Origin of the sequence: Pseudomonas sp. HMWF006, from assembly GCF_003061205.1 — a bacterium.
Classification (GTDB): Bacteria; Pseudomonadota; Gammaproteobacteria; order Pseudomonadales; family Pseudomonadaceae; genus Aquipseudomonas; species Aquipseudomonas monsensis.
In genome coordinates this window covers 4,300-5,743 of sequence record NZ_QAIU01000575.1, presented here as the reverse complement: position 1 = coordinate 5,743, position 1,444 = coordinate 4,300, and the positions used below count along the sequence as shown (strand labels likewise).

General features: G+C 64.8%; 2 protein-coding genes. Both read right to left on the bottom strand.

All coding sequences use genetic code 11. From position 1 onward, the window contains the following. On the bottom strand, positions 1–979 hold a 979-nt coding region (locus DBR24_RS26410), incomplete at its 3' end, for an iron ABC transporter permease (RefSeq protein WP_177490685.1). Between the two features lie 8 nt (positions 980–987). Next, positions 988–1,444 (bottom strand): ABC transporter substrate-binding protein (locus DBR24_RS33930; RefSeq protein ID WP_256591859.1); only part of this gene is annotated, 457 nt, incomplete at its 5' end.

The following is a 1,444-nucleotide window of genomic DNA, read 5'->3' as shown; positions in this document are numbered from 1 at the left end:
GCACCGGGCATGCCCGTCTGCTGCCGACCAGCGCGGTAATCACACCGACCGGAATCACCTGACCCTTGATCAGGGTGCGCGACAGCACGTCGGCGGCAATCAGAAACACCGCGCCCCCCAATGCGCTGGCCGGCAGCAGACGGGCATGCCCGGTGCCGAGCAACAGGCGCGCCGCATGGGGAATCACCAGGCCGACAAAGCCGATCGAGCCGACAATCGACACCATCACCGCCGTTACCAGCGCCGCGCAACCGATCAGCACAATCTGCACCCGCCGCACCGGTATGCCGAGGGACGCCGCCGAATCCGCGCCAAAGGTAAATGCATCCAGCGCGCGCCGATGCCACAGGCACACCAGCAAGCCGAACAGGGCCACCGGCACCGCCAGCCACACCGACGGCCAGCGCACGCCGCCGAGATTACCGAGCAGCCAGAACATGATGCCGCGCGCCTGCTCGGAACTCGCCGAACGGGTAATCAGAAACGCGGTGAGCGCATTGAACAGCTGCGAGCCGGCGATCCCCGCGAGAATGATCTGCCCGGTGCCGTTGGCCGAACCGCTGACACGGGCCAGCAGAATGACCAGCACGAACGCCGTTACCGCGCCGGCAAAAGCTCCGGCGGACAGCGAAATCGCCCCGGCGCCAATCCCGAGCAGCGCCACCATCACCGCGCCGGTCGAGGCCCCGGCGGAGATGCCGAGCAAATAGGGATCGGCCAGCGGATTGCGCAGCAGCGACTGCAAAATCACCCCGCACGTCGCCAGACCGGCACCGCACGCGGCGGCGACCAAGGCGCGGGTCAGGCGGTAGTTCCAGACAATGCCTTCGTCGATCGGATCGAGCGCATGCCCGGCGGTCCACAGCTTGTTGGCCAGCACTTTTAGCACCACGTCCGGAGCAATCGACGTCTCTCCGATGGCGACCCCCGCGAGCACGGCGATCAACAGTGTCGTCAGGGCCAGTAGTGCGCGGATCAGGCTTTTATTCATTGCGACAGGTCATAGCCGTTGAGGGCCGTGGCCAGTTGCTCGATGCCATCGAACGTGCGCAGGCTGGCCTGCATGGCCAAGGCGTCGAGAATGATGATGCGGTTGTTTTTCACCGCGTCCATGTTGCGGGTCACCGGGTCGCTGCGCAGGAAGGCGAGTTTCTTCTGATAGTCGTCAGCGGGGAAGCGCCGGCGATCCATGCGTGCGATGACGATGAAGGTCGGGTTGGCCTTGGCGATGGTTTCCCAGCCGACCGTCGGCCACTCTTCATCGGATTGCACCACGTTGCGCACGCCGAGGGTGCTCAGCATGAAATCGGGAATGCCTTTGTGTCCGGCCACGAAGGGCTCGATGTCCATCTGCGCACTGGAGAACCAGACCACGGCACTTGCGTCTTTCAATTGTTTGCCCTGAGCCGTGGCGACTGATCGGGCGAGGCTGGCCTTGAGTTGT